Origin of the sequence: Empedobacter sp. UBA7620 (genome assembly GCF_002484185.1) — a bacterium.
In the GTDB taxonomy this organism is placed as follows: domain Bacteria; phylum Bacteroidota; class Bacteroidia; order Flavobacteriales; family Weeksellaceae; genus Empedobacter; species Empedobacter falsenii_C.
Window position 1 is genome coordinate 73149 of sequence record NZ_DLJI01000022.1, and the last position, 24597, is coordinate 97745.

Here is a 24597-nt window from a genome sequence, read left to right on the forward strand (position 1 = left end):
TAATAGGCTTAAATAATAAAATAATTGACTCCTGAACCTAAAGAAAGTAGTCTTTTACCTGAAATTAGGTATTATTTAATATCTTTTATCTAATTAGAAATATGTAATCTATATACCCGTCATGCATTTTGATAATTTTAGCAATTAAACCGTCAATTCGAGTGAAATTCTGTAAGAATTTTGCATTGAGAATAAGGTTTTAGAAAATAAAATTCTATTCTCGATACAATTTTTATTCATTTCATTTCTAAAAATCACTCGAATTGACGAATTTTAATTCAAAATGCACAACGGATTTATCTATTATAAAATGAGAAAAGTAAAAGTAATTAACTTTAGTTACTTATATAGGTCAGTTTAATATCATCATTTTTTTAAAAACTATATTGTCGCAATTCCGTAACTTTGAGGAACAATAAAAAAACAAACAATGAATAACGATATTCTTAATTTGGAACCAAAAGCAATCTGGAAAAACTTCTCAGCATTGAACTCAGTTCCAAGACCTTCTAAAAAAGAAGAAAAAGTTCGTCAGTTTATCATCAAATTTGGTGAAGACTTAGGTTTACCTGTCGAAACAGACGAAGTAGGAAATGTTTTGATCAAAAAAGCTGCGTATCCAGGAATGGAAGACCGTAAAAAAGTGGTGATGCAATCGCATTTGGATATGGTTTGTCAAAAAAATAATGATGTAACATTCGATTTTGAGACACAAGGAATTGAAATGTTGATTGAAGATGGAAAATTTGTTACGGCAAATGGAACAACTTTAGGTGCTGATAACGGAATTGGAGTTGCAACAATTATGTCAATTTTAGAATCGAAAGATATTCCTCATCCAGCTATTGAAGCTTTCTTTACAATTGACGAAGAAACTGGAATGACTGGTGCTTTAGGTTTGAAAGCAGGATTTTTATCTGGAAAAATTTTGTTGAATTTAGATACAGAAGAAGATGACGAATTAGACATTGGTTGCGCTGGTGGTGTTGATGTTACGGCTACAAAAACTTACACTAAAGAAGCTACTAAAGGAACTGCTTTTACCTTAACATTAAAAGGTTTGAACGGTGGACACTCTGGAATGCAAATTCACGAAGGTCTAGGAAATTCGAACAAATTGATTGCTCGTTTATTAAATGCTGCAACTGAATTTGGTTTACAAATCGTGCATATGGAAGGTGGAAGTTTACGCAACGCTATTCCTCGCGAGTCTTGGGCTAACATTGTAATTCCTTCTGACAAAGTGGATGCTTTCAAAGCGTCTTACGAAACTTTACGCGCAGAAATTATTGAAGAATACGAAACGAAAGAACCTAAAATGGTGATTACGTTAGAACCAACTGATGCAACTGATGCAATGTCAGCACAAGATTCTAAAGTTTTTGTTCAAACAATTATGGCAGCTTTCAATGGTGTTTACAGAATGAGTCCAGACGTTGAAGGTTTAGTAGAAACGTCTAACAATGTGGCTCGTGTAGAAGTTATTGATGGTAATGCTCGTGTTTTATGTTTAACTCGTTCTTCTATAGAATCAGGTAAAGAAGCATTAGCGCAAACATTAAAAGCTGGATTCGAATTAGGTGGTTTTGAGGTTAAATTCTCAGGATCTTACCCTGGTTGGAAAGCAAATACTCATTCAGAAATTTTAGAATTGATGAAAGGTATTTATGTTTCAAAATTCGGAGAAGAACCAAAAGTTGTAGCATGTCACGCTGGTCTAGAATGTGGAATTATTGGAACAAATTATCCTGGTTTGGATATGATTTCTTTCGGTCCAAATATCTCTGGCGCTCACTCTCCTGACGAAAAAGTAGAAATTGCTTCAGTTCAAAAATTCTGGGATTATTTATTAGATATTTTAAAAGATATTCCAAACGATGGTCCAGTTGATTACAGCTGTGCAAATTCAAAAAATATATAATTTAAGCTGAAAATTTAATCTAAAGACCACTTTTACAAGTGGTCTTTTTTTTTATATATTTTAATCTTAATTTTAGTTATTATTAAACATAATTAAATGTCATCAAATCGATATCCTCAGCGCATTGTTTGTTTAACCGAAGAAGGAACCGAAATTCTATATAACATTAACGAACAACATCGTTTAGTAGGAATTAGTGGTTTTACGTATCGTCCGCCACAAGCGCGAAAAGAAAAACCTAAAGTTTCGACTTTTTTAGATGCAAAATTTGAAGATATTATCAATTTGAAGCCAGATTTGGTTGTAGGATATTCGGATTTACAAGCTGATATTGCAGCAGAATTAATTAGAAGAGGAATTAATGTTTTTATTTTTAATCACCGAACAATTGACGAAATTTTAAATATGATTTTGCAATTTACGTCATTGATTGGTTGCCAAGAAAAAGGTTTAAAATTAGTCGAATCTTACGAAAAAAAACTCGAAGAAGTAAAACAACAAGCTGCTCTCCTTTCCTATCATCCAACTGTTTTTTTTGAAGAATGGGACGAACCAATTATTTCGGGAAGTGCTTGGGTAAATGATTTGATAGAAATTGCTGGTGGAAAATTAGCTTTTCCAGAACTCAAAAATAAAGCTTTGGCAAAAGATAGAATTTTGTTAGACGAACAAGTAATAGAACGAAATCCTGAAATTATTATCGGTTCTTGGTGTGGAAAAATGTTTAAACCAGAAAAAGTAAAACAACGAATTGGTTTTGAAAATGTAAAAGCTGTACAACAAAATCATCTTTACGAAATAAAATCTGAATTGATTTTACAACCTGGTCCTGCTGCGTTAACCGATGGTTTGGATAAAATTGATTATATTATTAAAAATTACAATTGAATCTCCAATAACATGTGGAAATTGTAATAAATCTGTTCCACTATACAAACTTCCTGTTTATTACGATTATGGATATTTACCAATATTAAGTTGGGAAACAAATTACCAAGCTTGTGATAATTTACAAATGAATTGCGAAGTTGGCGAGCGTTGGGCAACTAATCAAATGCAGCATATTAACTCACAATTATCTAAGCAAGGCTTAAAAATTTGTAAAGAAATAGAGAAATTAACTGGTACACCAACTTATTATTATATTTACAATTACAGAAAAATTAAGAACGATTTTACAACTAATTGTCCTAACTGTAATAATAACTGGAAACTAAAAAGTCAATTATTTAATTTTTATGATTACAAATGTGATCATTGTAAAATTATTTCAACAATCACAATGAATTCATAAAAAAATCCCGTTAAAAGCGGGATTTAATTTATTGCTCATTTTCCAAACGTTTTCTTTCATCAATAATAGACTTTAAACTATTATATAAATTTTTTCCCTCAGTCGAATTTAATTTATTCAAAACAAATCGTTGCCCATTAAAAAGTACAGCTCCATTATTATGACGATAAGTAGATGCGTTAATAAAATATTCTTTACCTTTCTCTATATCAATTTCTAAATATCTTTTTTCAGATAATTCATCACTAGATAAAACTAATTTTCCAATTTTTTTAATAGGAATACTAATCATCTGATTTTCTTTTATACGAACCGTTTTGTCTCCCATAACGATTTTATGTTCTGAAGAAAGCCTATTTTCTCCTTCAAATGTTACAGCTTTTCCTTCTATATAAGTACAAAGTATATGAACCATCGCGTAATCTGCTGTAGCATCAAATGTATTATCAGATTCTTGATGAAAAGTTTCCATTTCTGAAGTTGTATTATAATAAATATTTGCTTTAAGTCTATAACAAGAACTAGCATAGCTTGGTTCTTTAATCTCACTTATTAAAAGAATATTTCCATTGTTCTTTTTTGTTTGTTCAATAGCATTATTAAGAACTTCTCCTTTAGAGCATTCAGTTGAAAAACCTGAATCACCTATCTTAATACTTCCTAATAAAATTGATTTCGAAGGTAAATCCTCCTCATTATAAATCACTAAAACTTCTTTATTCTCTAATTCATTTGTACTCTGATTAATTAATTTTGTTTTTACAGAGGATCCGCAACTAAATAAAAATAACATTAACAAACAATAATATATATACTTCATCCTTTTTTTATCAAATATAACAAAAAAAAATCCCGCTTTCAGCGGGATTTAATTTATTGTATAATATTGACTTCTCGAACCAATGTTACACCATATTTGGCTTTCACATCTTCTATAATTCGTTCAGATAAATCATATATTTCACGTCCAGTTGCATTTCCATAATTCACCAAAACCAAAGCTTGTTTATCATGAACTCCTGCATCACCAAAACGTTTTCCTTTCCAACCTGCATGTTCTATTAACCAACCTGCAGCTAACTTAACACCTGAATCAGTTTTGTAATGAGAAATTTCTGGATGAAGTTTTTCTATTTCAGCAAATTCTTCATTCGAGATGACAGGATTTTTAAAGAAACTTCCTGAATTTCCTATTTGTGAAGGATCTGGTAATTTACTTTGACGAATTTTGATCACAGCTGCACTAATTTCTTGAATCGTTGGATCAAAAATTTGTTCCTTTTCCAATTCAGATTTTATTGCGCCATATTCCACATGAAGTTTGTGATTCTTCTTCGTCAACTTAAATGTAACCGCTACCAAAACATATTGTCCTCTCAATTCATTTTTGAAAACAGATTCGCGGTAACCAAAATGACATTCTTCATTTGTAAAAGTACGTTCATCACCCGTTTCCAAAACTAATGTTTGAACTTCTTCGATATAATCTTTGACCTCAACGCCATACGCACCAATATTTTGCATCGGCGCCGTACCAACATTTCCAGGAATCAACGAAAGATTTTCTAATCCTCCAAAATCATTTTGCAACGTCCATTCAACAAAATTGTGCCAATTCTCGCTTCCTTGCGCTTTTACGTACACAAAATCATCATCTTCATTGATAATTTCGATTCCTTTCAAATTCAATTTTAACACAATTCCCGGAAAATCGTCTACAAAAAGCATATTACTTCCTCCACCAATAAATAAAATCGGTAAATCTTTTTGACGACGAAAAACCAACACTTTTCGCAAATCTTGAATAGTCGCAACATCAGCAAAATATTTTGCTTTTGCTTCTATTCCAAATGTGTTATATAATTTTAATGAATAATTTTCGATGATTTCCATCTTCTTATTTTTCTTATGATCTAATTGTTCCTGGATATTGTTCTAAAGCTTCTTTCAAGATTTCAACAGAACGAACCAAATCTTCTTCTTTCAGAACATAAGCCAAACGAACTTCTTGAATTCCTGAATTTGGAGTTGAATAAAATCCTGCTCCTGGCGCCAACATTACTGTTTCTCCATTTGACGAGAAAGATTCTAATAACCAAATTGCAAATTTCTCTGCGCTATCAACTGGTAATTGAATCATACAGTAGAAAGCCCCTTTTGGATTTGGGCAAACCACTCCCGGAATTTGCTGTAAACCTGCAACTAATGTATTGCGACGTTTTAAATATTCTGTACGACAATCTTCGAAATAAGTTCCAACATTTCTGTGGGCTAAAGTTGCAATGTATTGAGAAATTTCAACAGGACTTAAACGCGCTTGTGCATATAACATTGCAGCTTTTAAGAATTTCTCGTTACGTGTAATCAAAGCTCCAGAACGTGCTCCACATAAAGAAAAACGTTTCGATTCTGAATCAATTACAATTGCATTATCTTTCAATTCTGGAAAACTTAAAACAGATGTAAATTCTTCTTCTGTATATAAATATTCTGCATAAACTTCATCCGCAATTAAATAAATATCATGTTTAAGAACTAATTCTTTCAATTGATTTAATTCTTCTTTCGAATATACATATCCAGTTGGATTTCCAGGATTACAAATTAAAATTGCACGTGTTTTATCTGTAATTTTTTTCGCAAACTCCTCAACAGATGGTAAAGCAAAATTATTTTCGATTGTAGATGGAACAGGAACAATATTTACATCATTTTCACATGTAAATCCGTTATAATTTGCATAAAAAGGTTCTGGAATAATAATTTCATCACCTGGATTTGCAATAATTCCGAAGATAAATAATAAAGCTTCCGAACCTCCTAACGTTGCAATAAAATTTTCTGGCGTTAATTCAATTCCACGATTTGTAAAATAATCTGCCAAAGCTTGACGATATTCCAACGTACCTTCTGAGTGCGTATAAGAAATAATGTTTGAAGGAAAATTTTTCAATCCTTCTAAAACAGCTTTTGGCGACTCAATATCAGGTTGTCCAATATTTAAGTGATAAACTTTCGTTCCTCTTTTTTTCGCTGCATCTGCGTAAGGCACCAACTTTCTGATTGGAGAAGCTGGCATATTTTGTGATTTTTCAGATAATATTAACATTTATTGTAATTTTTTAAATTTGATTTGAATTCTTTGGTATTGTTTTTGTAATTTTAAAGTGTAAATATAAAAAACGTTTAATCTCAAAAAAAACTTTATTATGAGTAAATTAAATAATGCAACTAAATTATTAGCAGGTTTAGCAATCGGAACAGCAATCGGAGCAGTAGTAGGTTTATTATATGCACCAGAATCAGGAAAAGACACTCGCAAAAAATTAAAAAAAGAAGCTGACAAATACAAAAAAGAGTTAGACAAATACGCGAATGATTTTTCTGATAAAGCGAAAAAAACTAAAAAAGAATTAGAAGCTAAATTAGACGAAGTAAAATCAAAATTAGCAGAACAAAAAGACGAGTTTGTAGCAAAAGCGAAAGAAGCTGGAAAAGATTTAAAATCTAAAGCAAACCAAACAAAAGAAGATTTAAAAGACGAATTTCAAGAAAACGTAGGAGTTTAATTTCTCCGAAATACAACATTCCTTAAAATTTATAATTAACTTTGTCTGAAATAAATCATTTTTATGTTTAATGAACTAAAAGTTTATATTAATAATAGAATAACTTTAGCTAAATACGATCTCGTAGATTCGCTGAGTAATATGTTGGCGAGCGGTATTTATGTATTAATTATTGCTGTGTTTTCTTTATTTCTATTATTATTAGGAAGTTTAGCATTAGGATTTATTTTAGGAGGTTATTTTAATGATACAGGATTAGGTTTTCTTGCTGTAACTGGAATTTATTTCTTGATGATGGTTCTTTCTATTTTATTTAGAAAGAAATTAAAACTTTTCTTGACAAATATTGCCGTAGAAAACGCTATGGAAGCCATGTCTAACCACGATGATGACGAAGACGACGATGAAGAATAAAGAACAAATGTCTGCGATAAAAAATTTAGACGATTTGCGAATGGCAAAACGTAAACTAAAATTGCAAATGAAAGTTGCTGAAAATAAGCACGAAAATTCATTTGTAAACAAAGCAGTTAATCTTGTAACAAATTTAAAATCTGATACAAGTTTCACTTCTTCTAAAGTTGAAAGCGCATTAAATTGGGCTGGAGATAAAGCTTCAAAAAAATATCCGATGAAGGGAGTCACAAAAATTCTAATTTCTGGATTGATTATGATAGCGGTTCCAATTATTACGAGTAAAATTCAGGAATATATAGAAGAAAAATTATAAAATTATTTGATATTAAAAAACCACTTCAAACGAAGTGGTTTTTTTGTGTGTTAATTTTAAGCTCGACTAATATTTTTCGTGAAAATATTCGTTTGGTATAATCGTTTTGTTCTTTTTATCTACAGCTTCTTGATTTCGCAATTCCACACGACGTATTTTTCCTGAAATTGTTTTTGGTAAACTCTCTACAAACTGTACAATACGCGGAATTTTATAACGTGCTAAATGCTCTTCTGTATATCTAAAAATATCTTTTGCTAATTCTTCCGACGCTTCATGTCCAGGCGCTAAAATCACGAAAGCTTTTACAGCATTACTGCGTAAATCGTGCGGACTTGCCACAACAGCAGCTTCCATAATTGCATCATGCTCCAACAAAGCACTTTCTACTTCAAATGGTCCTACACGAAAATCAGACGCTTTTATCACATCATCATCACGCCCAACAAACCAAACATAGCCGTCTTCGTCCTTATAAGCTTTGTCTCCAGTATAATATAATCCATGTTTGAAAACTTTCATCATTTTATCTTTCTGAATCAAATAAGTTTTGAAAATTCCATTGATGGTTTCTTCATTATGCACAACACAAATATTTCCTTCTTCGCAATCTTGCACAATATTTCCATCATCATCTGCAATCACAATATCATATAAAAACGCAGGTTTTCCCATCGATCCGTATTTAATCTTTTCATTTGGCAAATTCGCTATCATGGCAGTAGACTCTGATTGTCCGTAACCATCACGAATCGTAATTCCTGTACCTTCTTTCCAGACATCAATAATTTCGGGATTAAGAGGTTCACCAGCTGAAACACATTGACGAAGTTTGAAATCATAACTTTTCAAATCTTCTAAAATCAATACACGCAAAGCTGTTGGCGGCGCGCAAAAGGTTGTTACACCCAAATCTTGAATAGTTTGTAATTGTTCTTTCGGAACAAATTTATCTGCATGATAACCCAAAATTGTCGCACCCATATTCCACGGAGCAAAGAAACTACTCCAAAAGAATTTCGCCCAACCTGGTTGAGAAATATTGTAATGCAAATCGCCTTTTTTCATTCCTACCCAAGAAGATGTCGTGAAACCTCCAAGCGGATAAGTGTAATGCGTATGCACCACAACTTTCGGCATTCCTGTCGTTCCCGAAGTAAAGAAATAGAATAAATCATCGTCAGGTTTTGTATCTACAGCCTCAGCTTGTGTAGATTCTTTCCATAACTCATTGATATTTGTCCAACCTTCTCTCTCGCCTTCTGTAATTAATTTTACCTTAATCTTTTTATCAAATTTTGTTTCTGCTTCATCTATTTTCGATGCATTTGCTTGATCTGCTAAAGCAACTTCTGGAAACGAAGATTCGAATCTAAAGGTTAAATCTCTTGCTTCTAAAGTTGTTGCAGCTGGAATAATAATTAATCCACCTTTGATAGAAGCCAAATAACCAATCCAAGTAATTGGTAATAATGGAACTTGAGAAAACATTTTGTCTCCTTGTACAATTCCTTTGTTTCTTAAATAGTTTAAGAATTGATTGTATTTATCAGCTAAATCCTGAAAAGTATAATCTTCTCGTTGTTCATTATACTTCCAAATTAAACCTTTTTGAGTTCCTAATTGAGCTACATTGTAAGGTTCGAAAATATCCTTTACCCAATTGAATTTTTCAGGTTTAAAAATTTTAATGTCTTTTAATTGCGCATAATTCTCTTCTTCGATGGATAATCGAATAGAGCTAAACAATTCTTGTACTGTCATTTATTTGTGGTTTTGAATAAATATAGAAAAATTATTTATTCAAACAGAAGTTTTATCAATAAAAAAAGGATGATTTAATAAAATCATCCTTTTTGTTATTTTTTATTGAGAATATATTAATCTCTACCTCTTCTTGAGTTTCCTGTTCTATTACGGTCTCCTCCGCGGTAACCACCACGATCTCCACCTCTAGAATCACGGTCACGATCTCCTCCACGGAATCCACCTCTGTCTCCTCCGCGATCACGATCTCCACCACGATAACCTCCACTTCTTTCGCGGTCATTATCACGACGGCTATTGAAACCACGTCCGCGAGAATCTCCTCTGTCATTACGACGACGATCTCCACCACGACGCTCACCATCACCACGTCTAGGTTCTGGTTTAGAGATTTGAACATCTAAATCTGCTCCATCACGTTGTGCATCTTTGAAAGATTCTAACACTAATGATTCGAATTGTGTATCAACTTCGAAGAAAGAGAAATTACGTAAAATTTCAATTTTTCCGATTTCGATGTTACGATTACGTGTTTGCTCGTTAATTAAACCAATTAAGTTTGGAACACGTAAATTGTGTTTTTGACCAATATTAATAAAGAAACGAGAGAAATCACGTCCACCACGACGGTTAGAAGAACGATCTCCTCTATCACCACGATCTCCTTCAGAAGAAATATCTTTCGTGTTTTTGTAATATTCTAAGAATGAATTGAACTCAACTGTCATGAAACGTTTTAATAAATCGTCACGATCTAAGTTTGCCAATTTTTCGTTTACAGTTTCCATGTAAGGCTCGATTAATTCTTCATCAACTTCGATATTTTCGATTTTATCGATTAAAGAAATTAAACGTTTTTCACAGATTTCGGCTCCAGTTGGTACATTTTTAGGCTCGATTTTAGAAGCAATTAATTTTTCTAAATCTCTAATTTTACGCGCTTCACGTCCTCCTGAAATAATGATAGAAATTCCTTTGTTACCCGCACGTCCTGTACGTCCTGAACGGTGTACATAAACTTCTGGATCATCTGGTAAATTGAAGTTGATTACGTGAGTCAACTCATTTACGTCAATACCACGAGCAGCAACGTCTGTTGCAACAAGGATTTGAATATTTTGGTTACGGAATTTCTCCATCACGTGATCACGTTGTGATTGTGATAAATCTCCATGTAATGCGTCTGCATTGTAACCATCTTGCATCAATTTATCTGCTACGTCTTTCGCTTCGCGACGAGTTCTACAGAAAACGATACCATAAATATTTGGGTAATAATCGGCCAAACGTTTTAAAGCTAAGTAACGATCAGAAGAACGTACTAAGTAAACGTGATGCTCGATATTTTTTGATGCAGTATTTACTTTACTTACAGCAATCTCAACTGGATTGTGCATATATTCTGAAGCGATACGACGAACCTCTGAAGGCATTGTAGCTGAGAATAATAAAGTTTGTTTTTCTTCTGGAGTTGTTTCTAAGATAGAATCAATTTCGTCACGGAATCCCATGTTCAACATCTCATCAGCCTCATCTAAAACTGTCCAAGTGATGTCATTAATTTTTAATGCGCCACGTTTGATTAAGTCCATTGTACGACCTGGCGTTCCTACAACGATTTGCGGATTATCTTTTAATCCTCTAATTTGTTTAACGATGTCAGCACCACCGTAAACTGCCTGTACACGTACTCCACGCATATCTGCAGAAAAAGATTCTAATTCTTTTGCAATTTGTAAACATAATTCACGAGTAGGACACAAAATAATTGCTTGTACTGATTTTGAATTGCTGTCTAATTGATTTAAAACCGGAAGCCCGAATGCTGCAGTTTTTCCTGTACCTGTTTGCGCCAATGCAATAACATCTTGATCTGATGAAAGGATTTGAGGAATAGCTTTTTCTTGAATTGGAGATGGGTTAACGAAGCCCATTTTCTCAATTGCAGTTAGGATTTCTTCTTGAAGTCCTAATTCTTTGAATGTAATCATGTTAGATACGATACCGAGATAATGAAATTCATTTATATTCCATATCACCGGTTTTATTTTAAATTATTTAACCAACAGATATGAAAGAATAAAATTAAATGGCTGAGCAGCCTAAAAAATCCCTAAATGAATATTCTTTAACATCCGTACCTTAACTCTAAAAGGCTGTGCAAATGTAAGGATTATTTTTGAAATACACAACACACATTCATAATCCTTACAATTAATACACATAATATTATTTTATTGATAATGAATAAATTACTAACAGTCTGCAATATTTACAGCAACTGCCAAACCTCCTTCGGAAGTTTCTTTGTATTTATTATTCATATCTTTTGCAGTTTCCCACATCGTATTCACAACTTTATCTAACGGAACTTTCGCAGTCAATGGATCTGTATCTAGTGCTAATTCTGCCGCATTTATCGCTTTAATCGCTCCCATTGTGTTACGCTCGATACAAGGAATTTGAACTAAACCTCCAATCGGATCACAGGTTAAACCTAAATGATGTTCCATTGCAATTTCGGCAGCCATCGTTACTTGCGCAGGAGTTCCTCCCATTAATTCGCATAATGCAGCTGCAGCCATAGCCGAAGATACACCAATCTCAGCTTGACAACCTCCCATTGCCGCAGAAATAGTTGCTCCTTTCTTAAAAATAGAACCAATAACTCCTGCTGTTGTTAAGAATTGTTCAATCTCTTTTTGACCAGCTTTATGATTTTCGATTACCAAATAATACATCAAAACTGCTGGAATAACTCCTGCACTACCATTTGTAGGAGCTGTTACAACTCTACCTAACGAAGCATTTACTTCATTAACAGCAAGAGCAAAACAACTTACCCATTTCAAGATTTGACGAAAATATACTTTGGTTTTTCGGATTGAAGCAATCCATTCTTGTGGATTAAAATAAGGTGTTGCTCCAACCAAATTCTTGTGCATATCGTAAGCACGACGTTTCACGTTCAATCCGCCTGGTAAAATACCTTCTGTATGACAACCAATATACATACACTCTAACATGGTATTCCAAACACGCATTAATTCGTGGTGAATTTCATCTTCAGTTCGAATTGTTTTTTCATTCTCGAACATAATTTCAGAAATCGATTTATTTTCTTTCGAACAAAATTCTAATAATTCTGTTGATGTATTAAATAAATATGGAAAAGCACAAGTGACATCTGTATTGGTAGCACTATCATCCTCTTTTGTAATAAATCCTCCCCCTATCGAATAAAACGTAGAAGATAATTCTTCGTTCTCATAGAAAGCTGTAAACATCATTCCATTAGCGTGAAAAGATAAAAACTCACGATTGAAAACGATATCAGTTTCGGGATTAAAATCAATTAAAAATTTATTTCCAAAATTTAATTGTTTATTTGTATTGATTGTATTAATAATATTCGAAATATCATCAACAGGAATATATTCAGGATCAGCACCGCTTAACCCTAACATTACTGCATAATCAGTTGCATGTCCTTTACCCGTAAGCGATAAAGAGCCGTACAAATCTACACGAACTTTTGTAATTTTATTAAAGATAGATGCAGCATCCAATTCTTTCAGAAAAGCTTCTGCAGCGCGCCAAGGACCTAAAGTATGCGAACTTGAAGGACCAACGCCAATTTTGAGCATATCAAATACTGAAATACAATCCATTTTGTACTTTTAATTTATATTTTTTCCACACAAGACAAATATAGCCGTTAAATTCTCATATTCACTTTATTTAAGCAGTTTTTTTATCAACTTAAACAATTAACATGCTTAAAATATTCATATTGAATGATATTAATACAAATAATTCAGCATCAAAAAAAGAGGTCACAACTAATTGTAACCTCTTTTCTAGACTTTATTAAGTTTTTATTTAAACTTGTGCCAATATGGATAGATAATCGCTAAACCATAACCTATAAACACAAATAATGTAAACATGGTAAAAAGTGTTCCATCTGCCATAAATTCGGGCTGCATTGCTGCTGACACAAATAATGATGTCACAACCATATATACACCAATTCTTTTATAAGATTTCACTAAAAAGATACCTATCAATGCAATAACTCCTAAAACAAGAGTCGAAATTGGATACCATTTTGGCATTTCTGGCGCATCTTCGTTCATCATTTGGCGGAACAAATAATCATTTGTCACCAATAATTGATAACCACGATAAAGAATACTCAAAATCAAGAAAACCATTATAAAGATCATTGACTTGAAAAGGAATGATGTTTTGTTTCCTTCGTGTTTCAAATCTTTTGTTTTGGTATTATCCGACATTAAAACTTTTGTGTCAAAAATATCGTCACGTTCTTGATTTTGTTCTACTTTTTGATCTGTCATAGCTTTATTTTAAAATAAGAAATCATATCCTTTCAAACTCAATTTTTCGTATTTTTCTTCATCAAAACGATACAATTTAGATACTTTACGATGTTGTTTAGGATCTGTTGTATTACCTGTTTCGATAATTAAATTTGAGTTAAAGATTTTCTTTCTAAAGTTACGTTTATCCAACTCACGATTCAAGGCTTTTTCATACAAACTTTGCAATTGCGCAATTGTAAACTCATCTCCAAGTAAGTTAAATCCTACTGGACGACGTTTTACACGACGTTTCACACGCTCTTTTGCATATTTTACAATCTCATTGTGATCAAAAGCCAAATCCGGAACACGGTCGTAAGCATACCATTCTCCACCTTGTGTTTTCACTTTTTCCTCTATTTGAGGTGTCAATTTAACCAAAGCGTAATAAGCAACATTTACAACACGTCCTAATGGATTACGAAAAACTTTTGTAAAAGCTTTCAATTGTTCAATATATGTTTGATGCTCATCGTAAGCAATTTTCTCAATCAACAATTCGTGAATTGCTTGATCGTTACTTACCGTTGGCGCAATATATTTTCCTGGCAAAACCAATGCTCCTTTGAAAGGATCGTTTAGTTTTTTGTACACCAATATTTTGAGATCTTCTCCATCAAACCCGAAAAGTACGAGACTTGAACATAGAGCGACCTGAAAATATTTTTCTTTTTCTTCGTCTGTCATTTTGTGGGATGATTAATAAATTGAAATTTATTTTTAATGAAAAATTGAATGCATCAATCTATTTTTATCGTTAAAAGATTCTTCTAACGAAATCATAGATTCTGTTCTCAATACATCATCAATTTGATCAATTTTGTAGATAACATCTTTCGCATCAGAAGTATCTCTTGCACGAATTTTACAGAAAATATTATATTTCCCAGACACAACGTGAACCACTGTTACGTTAGGAATTTTATATAATTCATCTATCACTTTCTGAGTTTTGTTTGTTTTTGTAAGTAACAATCCTACATACGCAACAAACTGATAACCCATTTTATCATAATCTGTAATTAGTGTAGTTCCTTTGATGATTCCAGCCTCCTCTAATTTCTTGACACGTACGTGAATAGTACCAGCAGAAACATTCATTTTCTTTGCAATTTCTGTAAATGGCATTCTTGTATTGTCAATCAAATACATCAAAATTTTCTTATCAACATCATCAATTATGTTATTCATTTTCCTAATTTTTGATTATTATTATTATTTTAATAAAAAATCGAATTAATTTTTAGCAAAATTATAAATAAAACAAACAAACTTCAAAATATTTTTTAATGATTTATTTAATATTTTACTTTTGTTATAATAATAGTTCGAAAAAGAAAGAACTAATCACTTTTGTTTGTTTGCGCGAGTTTATTGTCTAACCACAATAAACTCATTTTTTTTTATTTAATTTTGACTAAACCACGACGTTTTTGTTCCACTTTAGGTTGAGTAATTTTTTGATACGTAACTTTGACCGTATCTTTTGTAGTTTGACGAGTAGAATCTATTCTTCTTTCCTCACTTTTAAACTGTTTCGGAAGGACAATCGAATCAAATCTTTCTTGCGTTTGCTCCTCTTTTTTAGCTTTTGCTTTTCGTTTATTTTCATCTAAACCTAAGAAACCTCTAAACGTTTCGAAACTTTTGTTGTATTGAATTCCAACTCCGAAACTTTGATTCAAGTTATTTTCCATTCCTGGCAATAAACCGAAAGTTGTAGGTTTTGTAAATGCTTTTAAGACCAAAGATCCATTATTCAATTTCGAGATATCATAAGAAACATCAAAATTTCCATCGAAGTTCTCTTGTACATTTCTATTATTTGTAACCGCAATTCCATACGAACCACGCAAACTTAAACGATTATTAACGCGATATGAAACCGAAGTTCTAATTTTATCATTTGTCTCTGATTGTGCACTACCACCTACGTACTCCATTTGTATATCTACATTATTTGCAATAGATGATAACATGCCCGCAATTGTCGATAAACCAATATCGGCAGCTGTACTCGTTACACCAGACTGAACAGCCGAAGCATCACCAAATTTACCTGTCAATAAGATATAACTAAACTGAAGCATCTGTTCTTCTGTATTTGAACGGAATTTTGACTGTAACTGCGAATTGATATCCGAACCTGCATTAGGAATTGTTAATCCAAAATCGATAATAGGTTTCTTCAACGTTTCGGAAATATTAATTGATAAGAGAGCATCATAAATTTGTGAATATCCTACACCTAAATAGTCTCCAACATTTGACACCGAACGTTGATATTCAGCTGTAATATTAAGCGTTGCATCGAGCGGATTTCCTGCAAATTGTACCGAAGATCCTTTTTTGATTTTAAAATCTTTCGGAATAAGAGGAAATTGTCTAAACTCATACGTTCCACTTTCTATATTATATACACCCGTAATACTCAATCCTGCTTTATTCATTAAGAATCTAAGATTTTCTGCTGTACCACGCGCTGTCGCTTTATCGTTTGTAGCTGCATCAAAAATCAAATTCACCATTGCATTTGGATACGCATTAATGTTGACATCTATCGACATTCCTTTTGGCGCATGCGGTTCATTATTTTTAGATTTTTCGTCCAGATGTTGATTAGGAACAAAACGTACCAAATTATTTTCTGACTCAATTGTTGTACTACCTGTATTTATCGTTAACTCAGAATTTCCAACAACTGTCGCATCTCCAGCAATCTCCAACTCTTCTACCGCACCAAACATGGTTACATTTCCTTTCGCAAATACTTTTCCATAAAACAATTCATTGTCTTTAATAGACGTGTTCATCACTAATAAATTTTGCGTATCGAAATCTAAGTTGAGACCCCATTTAGATAAGTTGCGGAAAAGAATTGCTCCGTCAACTTTTCCTTTTGTATTGTACGCAGTGTCTTTAAATGCAATATCATTCAACATGATAATACCTTGTCCTTTTCCTTGTTTCGAAACAAGCAATTCATTTTCTCCTTCAAATAAATAATCTGTTCCTAAGAAATTCACTTTCAAACCAAGATCTTTTGCAATCATATTTCCACTAAGATTTGGCAAATCAATTGGTCCAGTAATTTTTAAATCACCAGATAACGTTCCACGCATATTAGAGAAAACAGATTTTAAGAATCCTTCTAAGAAATCGATGTGAAACTCGTCAAAATTGACATCTACATCAACCTCAGGACCTGTCGGTTTATTAATAATATTACCATAAGCAACCAACGATTGAATTTGCTCTTTCTGTAAACTTGTTTCAAAATTAAATTGTTTATCCGCTACATTATAACCTCCTTGTAAAGTCAAATTACCAAGCTCAAAATCATTTAAACCTAACTTATCAATTTCAGCTTCAAGTGTTGGTTCTAATTTTTCTTTTGTACGAATAATATCTACTTTACCATTTGCTATACCGACAATTTTTAGATTATTCAATAATGTTTTAGGAATGATTTTTTCTAAATGCAAATCTTTAAAATCAGCATTGAAATTGTAATCTACGTTGTTATTAAATAAACCACTTACTTTTAAATATTGTTCTTCTGATTCTAATGATAAATCTTCAACTTTTAATGATTTATTAATTCGATTAAAAATTACACGATTCGAATTTGCATCATTCAAATGATTAATTGTCCATTGTGTCGAATCAATTTGTATTGTTGAAGGAGAAAATCCAAAAATCAAATCATTATTATTCTGAACTGTATGAAAAAGATTCAGATTAAATAAAATTGGATTTTTTCGACCAATATTAAAATCTGTTTTCACAATCATCGTATCATTCTTCGGAATCGAATTTACGTTAATTGCATTAATCGTTACACCACTTACTTTCAAACTATCAATCTTCGCATTCAACGTTGGCAACTCCGCAATTGTGTTTAGATTAACATTAGATTGGAACAATTGAATTCCTGCATATTTTATTCCAGGCGTATCCAAAGTCGCTTCCAACTGATTTTTCGTACCATCAATATAACCTTTTACATGCGTATCAGGTTCAATCGAAATAGATGAATCGATATATTGTAATAAATTTTCTTGCACATAAACATCAAACGAAAAAGCCTGATTTGGCGAAACTTTTTTATGACGGAAAGATGGAACTAAATCTACAAGCGAATTATTGATGACATTGGCAACTTCCGTAATATTATAGCGACCATCTACTGTAGCGCGCATATAATTAGGAACATCCAAAGTCATGATTTTATGCGAACCATCTATTTGAGAATTCAACATGACATGTGACAATTCTAACGTATCTTTTTTCGAACGGAAGTAAAGATTTTTGACATCAATATTTCCTCTAAAATCATTAATATTTGTCAACTTAAAATTCCCTTCTACATCACCGCGTACAATTGCATTTAGATTTTTTGTAACTCCAAGAAAATCTAAATTAATTTGACGAATATTCGAAGTAAAATCAAAATCATAAGGTTTTCCACTAAAGTTAATTTTACCTTTCAATTGCGCATTTAGATTTGGATCTTTGATATCGAACAAGCCATTGAATTGATAATTTTTAACCAAACCGTCAACCGTAATATTTTGATAACGTTTGCCCATCAAATCCATATAACGAAGTGTTCCATCCAGATTTAAATTGATATTTTTCAAATCTGTTCCTCTTCCATCAAATCTAAACTTCCCGCTTACATAACCCAAATCTTTTGCATTAGTTAATTGACGAAGATTTAAGTTTTTCGCATCTAAAGTACCTTTATAAATTAAGGCTTTTACATTTTTATAATTCTTGATTTGCGCTTTAATATCAGCATCTCCAAGTCCAGAAATGGCGTAACCATTCGCATGAATTTCATTTGGATTTAACAAAATATCTCCACGATAATTTAGGTTTCCAAAACGTGTCAACATATTTGGAATTTTCTTCGAAACAAAGGTTGGAAGTAATTTTGTTATTTTTTGATATGATGTATTAATTTTTACATTTCTTGTCGAAAAATTTAACAAAGAACCATGCAAAACATCTTGCAATTGTAAGCGAGAAGCTCCAACATAATTATCTTCACCTTTTAATTCGAAATCAGAAAAAGTCAAATTATTCAGCGTTCCATTTACCTTTCCATATAAATCTACTGACGAATTTTTATCAAATAAAGGTGTGAAATAACGAATTTCTTTAAAGTTAATCTTAGAACCTCGATCAAAAAAAACATCCCAACGAACTTTATTTTCAAAGTCACTCATATCCGAGGGTTCATCGTAACTCAACAATAAATTTCCATTCAAAACAGACGTATCCGTTCTCAAATTCAAATTCCCAACTCGAATTTCTTTTTTCGAATAATGAACTTTTCCTGTAAAGTTTTGTACGTTATACGTTTCTTTATTTTTTGTCGCAACAAAGCAGAAGTTTTCTAAATCAGCCGTAATATCAGAATCAACTAATCGAAACTTTTTTACAGTCATGTTCAACTGTTTTGAATCCAACCAGATATTCCCAGAATTTTGATTAACAATTGAAACTTTACCGTCTTCCAAAATAAAATCTCCATCCAATTTGAAAATCTTTTTCGGATCTTTTGGTTTATCAGAACTAAAACCGTTCACAAATTTGATAAAATTGGAAATCGAATCGCCTTTGTACGTAATCACACGAATTTCGGGCTGAATCAATTTCACTTCACTCAAATCAATGTGATCTTTTTTGATTCCTGGTATAAGTGACCAGACATTTATTGTTGTTTCTAAAGTCTTCGACTTCAAAAAATCATATTTGTGATCGTCTTTAATGTGTACACCATAGAAATAAATACGTCCAAAAAAATCAATATCAACCGCATCTACATACATTTGTGTGTTCAACGATTTATTTAATTTTTCTAAGGCAAAGTGAGCTATTTTTGTCTGTACCGCAGGGATTTGTATTGCGATTGCTACTGTTAAAACAAGGGTTAAAACGAGTATAATCAACGACAATAAAAATCTTCCTATTCGTCTGACTATTTTCAATGGTTTAAATTTACGATATTTGCAGGGTAAAAATAAGTTATAAATTTTATTCTACAAGGAATTATGAGCGATAAAAACTACATTTTAGCCATAGAATCTTCTTGTGATGATACAGGCGCAGCAATTATTGACGGAAATAAAATTATTTCTAATGTAGTGGCAAGCCAAAAAATTCACGAAATATATGGTGGCGTAGTACCAGAATTAGCTTCGAGAGCACATCAACAAAATATTGTTCCCGTCGTAGATCAAGCCCTAAAACAGGCAAATATTAACAAAGAAGAACTTAAAGCAATTGCGTATACGCGTGGTCCAGGATTGATGGGATCGCTTTTGGTTGGCGGAAGTTTTGCGAAATCTTTCAGTCAATCATTGGATATTCCGTTGATTGAAGTCAATCACATGCAAGCACATATTTTGGCAAATTTTATTGAAGATGCCAATGACGAAAAACCAACTTTTCCATTTTTATGTTTAACAGTTTCTGGTGGACATACTCAAATCGTGAAAATCAATAATTATTTTGAGATGGAAATTTTAGGAGAAACGATTGATGATGCGGCTGGTGAAGCATTTGATAAAGCGGGTAAAATTTTAAATTTACCTTATCCTGCAGGTCCAATTATCGACAAAAAATCTAAGATTGGAGATCCTACAAAATTCAAATTTGCAAAACCAAAAATTGAAGGTGTAAACTTTAGTTTTAGCGGTTTCAAAACGTCAATTTTATATTTTATTCAGAAAGAAGTCAAAGCAAATCCAAATTTTATAGAAGAAAATATTGATGATTTGTGCGCTTCTATTCAACGTTCTATCGTAAATATTTTGATGGAAAAAGTAAAAAAAGCATCGGACGAAACTGGAATTAAACAAATTGCAATTGCAGGTGGAGTTTCTGCAAATTCTGAAATTCGTCAACGATTAAAAGATGGAGAAACTGAATTTGGTTGGAAAACTTTTATACCAAAATTTGCTTATACAACAGACAATGCAGCGATGATTGCAATGGTTGGAAGTTTAAAATTTGATCAAGAGTTATTTACAGAAAACACAGCGAAATCTGTAGCTAAATACCATATTTAATGAAATTATTTTTTGGAGAAATTCATCATGACACAGCTATTCTCAACGAAGAAGAAAGTCATCATTTTGCAAAAGTTTTACGCGGAAATGAAGGCGATTTGGTGCACGTGACAGATGGAAAAGGAAATTTGGCTGAAGTTGAAATTACATCAATTTCTAAAAAAGCAGTTGAAGGAAAAGTTGTTGACTTAAAAGTAAATTTCGAGCAGAAAAATTACTATTTACATGTTGCAATTGCACCAACAAAAACAATGGAACGTTTGGAATTTTTCTTAGAAAAAGCAACTGAAATTGGTATTGACGAAATTACTTTTTTACAGACTTTTCATTCGGAACGAAAAAATATTAAAATCGAGCGAATTGAAAAAATTGTACAATCTGCAACCAAACAATCGTTGAAAGCGTATTTGCCAAAAGTAAATGATTTGACAAAATTCAATGAATTTATCAAACAGGATTTTGAAGGTTTCACGAAATGTATTGCGCATTGCGAAGCGGATATTGAACGTACGCCTTTACGAACAGTTTTGGAAAATAATCCGCAGAAAATTTTGATTATGATTGGTCCTGAAGGTGATTTTTCGAGAGATGAAATTTTCGCTGCAGAAGATCATAATTTTACAGGAATTAGTCTTGGACATCAACGTTTCCGTACTGAAACTGCAGCTTTACAAGCTGTTTTTGCTGTTGATTGGGGATTGAAATAATATAATTAAGAAAGTTGTTTCAAAAATGTCATTTCGAATGAAACGTAGTGAAATGAGAAATCTAAATTACAGATTTCTCCATGCGTCGAAATGACATGACTAATTTTAGTCTTTTGAAACAGCTTTTTTCTTTCATTCGAAAATAAATATCTTTATCAAAATTTAAAACTTATGAAAAAATTAGCACTTATTTTGGGATTATTCATCGGTAATTTTTCGGTTGCGCAAACTGTAAATGATGTTCCGATTAAAGATATCAATGTTGATTATGTACAGATTATTGGAACTGGGCGAGGTTTGAGTACAAAAATGAATATTCGATTGGATTTTGGACAAGAAACCAAATCTTTTTCACTGAAAAATGGTTTGAAAATAAAAGATGAACGCGGAATTGCAGTAAAATTTAATTCGATGATTGATGCGTTAAATTTTATGTCTGCAAATGGATATGAATTTCAGTTTGCGTATACCTCAAAAGAGAATGNNATGACGATGCGCTTTATTATATTTTAAAGAGAAAAAAATAAACAACTCCTCAACTTATGTTGAGGATTTATGTTTTATATTAAATTCTAATTTTCAACTTTCTTTTTCTTCAACATAAAAAATATACAGAATATAAAGGTTACTAAATAAATAATACCTAATGCTGTATTTCTAAACGTAAAATCTTGAAAATTAAACTCTCTTAACAAAGCTAGTCCTATTGGAAATGCAATAAGCGCAAAAATAATATTGAAACCTATTTTATTTTTCATATAATTATGGTTATTTAAATATGTGTTAAACTATTAGTGAATAATCAAATATACAAAAACAACAAAGTTGTAAAAACAAAAAAATCCCCAACTTTCGTTGAGGATTTATATTTAAAGAAATTCTGTTTTTAATTAATTTTTTGAGCAACATAATCACTCTCGTTTCCTAAACGATCAACAGCTTTTAGGGCAACTGCCGTTAAGCTTTTACCATCTTTATGTTTCAAAATTGTTTGGTTTGTTTTGGTTTTATCCAAAATAGATGTTTCCCAATCGTTGTTGTAACGTGTGTACAAAATCCATTTCGAAACATTTGAATTCATTTTATAGTCATTCCAATTCATCACAACTTCTGATGCTTTTGCATTTACAGACAAACTTGGTTTTGCCAAACGATCTGCCTTAATCCAATTCATAGTTGGCACTAAAGCTTTAGCTTTGTATGGACCTTCTTTTAGATAACTTAACATCGAAGGATTTTTCGTTAATCCAGCAATACTCCAGTGAATAACACCTACATTATTTTGCAAAATCTCTCCAGCCATTTTTACTTGATTTGTAATCTCAGTTGTTCTATCCGAAACCTTAACTTCTACAGTATTCAAACCTGGCCAAAGATGACGGTTATGTGTATTTTCTGATTTCCACCATTCTAATAATTTAGGAAAACTTTGTCCTGTCGAATTAATTGGCCAATATAATTGTGGTGAAAAATAATCAACCCAACCTTTGTTCAACCATAATTTTGCATCTGCATACAATTCATCATATTGCGAAGAACCTGTAATTCCAGAAGGATAACCTGGTTTCCAAATTCCAAATGGACTAATTCCAAATTTAACGAAAGGCTTTTCTGCTTTGATTTCTTTATAAATTCTTTCGATAATTGTATTCACATTTTGACGACGCCAATCAGCTCTCGATAATGTCCCTCCATTGTTTTTGTAAACATTCCATGTTGAATTATCTGGAAAATCTGCTCCACCATTGTAAGATGCATATGGATAGAAATAATCATCAAAATGAACACCATCAATATCATAACGCGAAACGATATCACGAACAACTTCCGAAACGTGATCTTGCGTTTTTTTGTCAGCAGGATCAAACCAATACATACCGTTCTTCAGTCTCACCACATTACTTGGCGATCTTTTCACCATCGACTCACTTGTCACCGGTCCTCCACTACTGTGATGCGCTCTGTAAGGATTTAACCAAACATGCAACTCAATTCCACGTTTGTGCGCTTCTTCCACCCAAAACTCTAACGGGTCATAATATGGAGAAGGCGCTTTTCCTTCTTCTCCAGTTAAGAAGTAAGACCAAGGTTCGAAATTACTTTTGTACAAAGCATCTGCTGCTGGACGAACCTGAAAAATAACTGCATTGAAATTGTTTGCTTCTAACATATCCAACAACTTTATCGCTTCATCTTTTTGTTGCGTTGTCGTTAAATCTTTTTTAGAAGGCCAGTTAATATTTGCAACAGAAGCCACCCAAGCCGCGCGGAATTCACGATTTACTTCTGGTAATTTCACTGTAAAAACTTCTTCTTTCTTGTTCGGAATTTCAGTTTTTGGTGTAGTAGGAATAGTTGTTTGCGTAGATTCTACAGGTTTTGTAGGCTGTTTAGATTCTACTTTTTTATAAACTATTTTTTTCGAACTTTTATTTGAAGCACACGAAGTTAAGCCAATTGTAGCTACTCCGAAACACATCAAAATATATTTAAAATTAATTTTCATTCGTTGAAATATGTATTTTTAGCGTTACAAAATTAGTAATAAAGCTTTATTAATCCAGATTTTATCAAATATTTAGGATATCTAGATTTTCCTTCTCTATTAAATTTACAAAATTTTTCGCTTCAAAAAGTGTTTTATAAATTTTATTCTTTACATTTTTGTACTCATCTATAATTGATAAAAATATGTTTCTAATTATATGTTTTGGTGTATTGATTATTTGTGTAAATGTTATTTTACAATCAACTGTTACGGTTTATTCGCTAAAATATCTACATAAATTTAATCTCAGAAAACAACGATTAACGTTTAGTGAAGTGCTTTGGCAAATGGCAATTTCAGTATCTTTCTTGACTTTATTGCACGGTGCACAATGTACAATTTGGGCGGCTACTTTTTATTTCAATCCAAATATTGACAATTTATATAGTTTTCAAGAAGCAATCTATTTTTCATTAATCACTTTTACAACCGTTGGTTACGGTGATGTTGTGATTGATAGCGAATGGAAAATTATGGCTGGATTAGAAGCTATAAACGGAATTATGATGGTAGGCTGGTCAACTGCGTTGATGTTTTCTTACCTACAAATTATCTTAAAGAAGAATATTACTCAATAAAAAAATCCCTTCAAAA

General features: G+C 32.1%; 20 protein-coding genes. 9 read left to right on the forward strand and 11 right to left on the reverse strand.

Features of this window, described 5'->3' with window-relative positions; genetic code table 11:
* The first annotated feature begins 430 nt into the window (after window positions 1–430).
* The 3 genes from B2217_RS04650 (at window position 431) to B2217_RS04660 (ending at window position 3215) form a co-directional block, all read left to right on the forward strand.
* Window positions 431–1921: an aminoacyl-histidine dipeptidase gene (locus B2217_RS04650; protein WP_180906382.1), complete on the forward strand. Its 1491-nt coding sequence runs from the start codon at window positions 431–433 to the stop codon at window positions 1919–1921.
* 96 nt (window positions 1922–2017) lie between these two features.
* On the forward strand, window positions 2018–2809 hold the full coding sequence (locus tag B2217_RS04655; RefSeq protein WP_180906381.1) for a cobalamin-binding protein: 792 nt from the start codon (window positions 2018–2020) through the stop codon (window positions 2807–2809).
* A complete protein-coding gene (locus tag B2217_RS04660; protein WP_221414074.1) occupies window positions 2781–3215 on the forward strand; it encodes a DUF2310 family Zn-ribbon-containing protein in 435 nt (144 codons plus the stop codon). The genes B2217_RS04655 and B2217_RS04660 overlap by 29 nt, the downstream gene beginning before the upstream one ends.
* Before the next feature lie 28 nt (window positions 3216–3243).
* Here B2217_RS04660 and B2217_RS04665 read toward each other — a convergent pair whose 3' ends face one another.
* From B2217_RS04665 to B2217_RS04675, 3 genes are read right to left on the reverse strand one after another with little or no spacing between them, the layout of a single operon-like run.
* Window positions 3244–4035 (reverse strand): hypothetical protein, encoded by a 792-nt coding sequence (locus B2217_RS04665; protein WP_180906379.1) that lies wholly within the window; start codon window positions 4033–4035, stop codon window positions 3244–3246.
* A gap of 53 nt (window positions 4036–4088) precedes the next feature.
* The gene (gene murB / locus B2217_RS04670) at window positions 4089–5108 is read right to left on the reverse strand and encodes a UDP-N-acetylmuramate dehydrogenase (RefSeq protein WP_280045767.1); all 1020 of its coding nucleotides are present in this window, start codon (window positions 5106–5108) and stop codon (window positions 4089–4091) included.
* Window positions 5109–5121: 13 nt separating this feature from the next.
* Window positions 5122–6324, reverse strand: coding sequence for a pyridoxal phosphate-dependent aminotransferase (locus B2217_RS04675; protein ID WP_280045765.1), 1203 nt, complete (start codon window positions 6322–6324; stop codon window positions 5122–5124).
* Window positions 6325–6424: 100 nt separating this feature from the next.
* On the opposite strand from B2217_RS04675, the gene B2217_RS04680 reads away from it, so the two are divergent.
* The 3 genes from B2217_RS04680 (at window position 6425) to B2217_RS04690 (ending at window position 7514) form a co-directional block, all read left to right on the forward strand.
* On the forward strand, window positions 6425–6784 hold the full coding sequence (locus B2217_RS04680; protein WP_125350224.1) for a YtxH domain-containing protein: 360 nt from the start codon (window positions 6425–6427) through the stop codon (window positions 6782–6784).
* A 63-nt stretch (window positions 6785–6847) separates the two neighbouring features.
* The gene (locus tag B2217_RS04685) at window positions 6848–7198 is read left to right on the forward strand and encodes a phage holin family protein (protein WP_280045764.1); all 351 of its coding nucleotides are present in this window, start codon (window positions 6848–6850) and stop codon (window positions 7196–7198) included.
* On the forward strand, window positions 7188–7514 hold the full coding sequence (locus B2217_RS04690) for a hypothetical protein (RefSeq protein ID WP_280045763.1): 327 nt from the start codon (window positions 7188–7190) through the stop codon (window positions 7512–7514). Before B2217_RS04685 ends, B2217_RS04690 begins: the two co-directional genes overlap by 11 nt.
* A gap of 66 nt (window positions 7515–7580) precedes the next feature.
* Here B2217_RS04690 and B2217_RS04695 read toward each other — a convergent pair whose 3' ends face one another.
* The 7 genes from B2217_RS04695 to B2217_RS04725 all read right to left on the reverse strand — a co-directional run bounded on the left by B2217_RS04695 (window position 7581) and on the right by B2217_RS04725 (window position 19665).
* Window positions 7581–9278, reverse strand: a complete 1698-nt coding sequence (locus tag B2217_RS04695) for an AMP-binding protein (protein WP_291122133.1) — start codon at window positions 9276–9278, stop codon at window positions 7581–7583.
* A 116-nt stretch (window positions 9279–9394) separates the two neighbouring features.
* Entirely contained in the window at window positions 9395–11272 is a 1878-nt protein-coding gene (locus B2217_RS04700) for a DEAD/DEAH box helicase (RefSeq protein WP_291122134.1), read from the reverse strand.
* A 264-nt stretch (window positions 11273–11536) separates the two neighbouring features.
* Entirely contained in the window at window positions 11537–12952 is a 1416-nt protein-coding gene (locus B2217_RS04705) for an L-serine ammonia-lyase (RefSeq protein WP_280045761.1), read from the reverse strand.
* 207 nt (window positions 12953–13159) lie between these two features.
* Window positions 13160–13642, reverse strand: a complete 483-nt coding sequence (locus B2217_RS04710; RefSeq protein WP_219034200.1) for a hypothetical protein — start codon at window positions 13640–13642, stop codon at window positions 13160–13162.
* A 9-nt stretch (window positions 13643–13651) separates the two neighbouring features.
* Complete coding sequence (locus B2217_RS04715; protein ID WP_038336322.1) at window positions 13652–14353, reverse strand: NUDIX hydrolase; 702 nt, start codon at window positions 14351–14353, stop codon at window positions 13652–13654.
* A 33-nt stretch (window positions 14354–14386) separates the two neighbouring features.
* Window positions 14387–14857 (reverse strand): Lrp/AsnC family transcriptional regulator, encoded by a 471-nt coding sequence (locus tag B2217_RS04720; protein WP_291122135.1) that lies wholly within the window; start codon window positions 14855–14857, stop codon window positions 14387–14389.
* A 212-nt stretch (window positions 14858–15069) separates the two neighbouring features.
* Complete coding sequence (locus tag B2217_RS04725) at window positions 15070–19665, reverse strand: translocation/assembly module TamB domain-containing protein (RefSeq protein WP_291122136.1); 4596 nt, start codon at window positions 19663–19665, stop codon at window positions 15070–15072.
* 63 nt (window positions 19666–19728) lie between these two features.
* On the opposite strand from B2217_RS04725, the gene tsaD reads away from it, so the two are divergent.
* A complete protein-coding gene (gene tsaD / locus B2217_RS04730; protein ID WP_291122137.1) occupies window positions 19729–20748 on the forward strand; it encodes a tRNA (adenosine(37)-N6)-threonylcarbamoyltransferase complex transferase subunit TsaD in 1020 nt (339 codons plus the stop codon).
* On the forward strand, window positions 20748–21455 hold the full coding sequence (locus B2217_RS04735) for an RsmE family RNA methyltransferase (RefSeq protein WP_125350218.1): 708 nt from the start codon (window positions 20748–20750) through the stop codon (window positions 21453–21455). Before tsaD ends, B2217_RS04735 begins: the two co-directional genes overlap by 1 nt.
* Before the next feature lie 886 nt (window positions 21456–22341).
* On the opposite strand, the gene B2217_RS04740 is transcribed toward B2217_RS04735, so the two are convergent.
* On the reverse strand, window positions 22342–23961 hold the full coding sequence (locus B2217_RS04740; protein ID WP_280045756.1) for a glycoside hydrolase family 10 protein: 1620 nt from the start codon (window positions 23959–23961) through the stop codon (window positions 22342–22344).
* 185 nt (window positions 23962–24146) lie between these two features.
* Between B2217_RS04740 and B2217_RS04745 the strand changes: the two genes are divergently transcribed.
* Window positions 24147–24581, forward strand: a complete 435-nt coding sequence (locus tag B2217_RS04745; protein WP_180906372.1) for a potassium channel family protein — start codon at window positions 24147–24149, stop codon at window positions 24579–24581.
* The last annotated feature ends 16 nt before the right edge of the window (window positions 24582–24597 follow it).

Coding starts and splice junctions, on each gene's coding strand:
- B2217_RS04680 (WP_125350224.1), top strand. CDS start 6,425: ATGAGTAAATTAAATAATGCAACTAAATTATTAGCAGGTTTAGCAATC.
- B2217_RS04685 (WP_280045764.1), top strand. CDS start 6,848: ATGTTTAATGAACTAAAAGTTTATATTAATAATAGAATAACTTTAGCT.
- B2217_RS04710 (WP_219034200.1), bottom strand. CDS start 13,642: ATGACAGATCAAAAAGTAGAACAAAATCAAGAACGTGACGATATTTTT.
- B2217_RS04740 (WP_280045756.1), bottom strand. CDS start 23,961: ATGAAAATTAATTTTAAATATATTTTGATGTGTTTCGGAGTAGCTACA.
- B2217_RS04745 (WP_180906372.1), top strand. CDS start 24,147: ATGTTTCTAATTATATGTTTTGGTGTATTGATTATTTGTGTAAATGTT.
- B2217_RS04690 (WP_280045763.1), top strand. CDS start 7,188: ATGAAGAATAAAGAACAAATGTCTGCGATAAAAAATTTAGACGATTTG.
- B2217_RS04650 (WP_180906382.1), top strand. CDS start 431: ATGAATAACGATATTCTTAATTTGGAACCAAAAGCAATCTGGAAAAAC.
- murB (WP_280045767.1), bottom strand. CDS start 5,108: ATGGAAATCATCGAAAATTATTCATTAAAATTATATAACACATTTGGA.
- B2217_RS04700 (WP_291122134.1), bottom strand. CDS start 11,272: ATGATTACATTCAAAGAATTAGGACTTCAAGAAGAAATCCTAACTGCA.
- B2217_RS04675 (WP_280045765.1), bottom strand. CDS start 6,324: ATGTTAATATTATCTGAAAAATCACAAAATATGCCAGCTTCTCCAATC.
- B2217_RS04715 (WP_038336322.1), bottom strand. CDS start 14,353: ATGACAGACGAAGAAAAAGAAAAATATTTTCAGGTCGCTCTATGTTCA.
- B2217_RS04665 (WP_180906379.1), bottom strand. CDS start 4,035: ATGAAGTATATATATTATTGTTTGTTAATGTTATTTTTATTTAGTTGC.
- B2217_RS04695 (WP_291122133.1), bottom strand. CDS start 9,278: ATGACAGTACAAGAATTGTTTAGCTCTATTCGATTATCCATCGAAGAA.
- B2217_RS04705 (WP_280045761.1), bottom strand. CDS start 12,952: ATGGATTGTATTTCAGTATTTGATATGCTCAAAATTGGCGTTGGTCCT.
- B2217_RS04720 (WP_291122135.1), bottom strand. CDS start 14,857: ATGAATAACATAATTGATGATGTTGATAAGAAAATTTTGATGTATTTG.
- B2217_RS04735 (WP_125350218.1), top strand. CDS start 20,748: ATGAAATTATTTTTTGGAGAAATTCATCATGACACAGCTATTCTCAAC.
- B2217_RS04655 (WP_180906381.1), top strand. CDS start 2,018: ATGTCATCAAATCGATATCCTCAGCGCATTGTTTGTTTAACCGAAGAA.
- tsaD (WP_291122137.1), top strand. CDS start 19,729: ATGAGCGATAAAAACTACATTTTAGCCATAGAATCTTCTTGTGATGAT.